The sequence below is a fragment of the uncultured Microbulbifer sp. genome (genome assembly GCF_947498635.1).
GTDB lineage: Bacteria > Pseudomonadota > Gammaproteobacteria > Pseudomonadales > Cellvibrionaceae > Microbulbifer > Microbulbifer echini.
The window spans coordinates 1-532 of sequence record NZ_CANMKV010000123.1; the positions used below are offsets into that span (position 1 = coordinate 1).

Here is a 532-nt window from a genome sequence, read left to right on the forward strand (position 1 = left end):
GCGGTTTCGGCGCGCTCGCCGATGCTCACATATTTAAATTCCGCCCCCGGTGCCACTTGGCGCAGTGCGGGGAAGGTGCCGAGGTCGGTGCGGGTCGCGATCTTAAAATCGCTCAAGTTGCCGGTGGCGGTAAACTGCGGGAAGACTTCTGCCGCTTCTGAGTAACCTTTGAGCATGGATTTATTGGCGATATTGCCGAGGACCGTGGCGAAGTCTCCAGAGCCGTGGGTAAAGGCGGCGGCGACGATGCCCATCTTATCCAGGCCCGCTAGGTTCTGGCCGTGGGCCTGCATCAGGATGCGGGCGATTTCCATCATGGTGTAGCCGCTGAGCTCATTGCCTTCGGTGCGTTTCTCTCCGAGAGCGCGCATGGCGATGGCGTTTTCGGCATCAGCCTTTATGCGTTTAATGCCCTCACCCTCTTGTACTACCAGGCTGTAGCTTTGCACGGGGGTTGGGGTTTGGCTGCCGAGCGCGGTGAGCAGCTGGTCTTTGGCTTTTTCGGCGCTGCAGTCCATATCATCCAGACAGG

The 532-nt window shown here is 59.2% G+C and carries 1 protein-coding gene; it reads right to left on the bottom strand.

The window, feature by feature from the left end:
- On the bottom strand, nucleotides 1–518 hold a 518-nt coding region (locus Q1A69_RS20100; protein ID WP_299589700.1), incomplete at its 3' end, for a hypothetical protein.
- Between the last annotated feature and the right edge of the window lie 14 nt (nucleotides 519–532).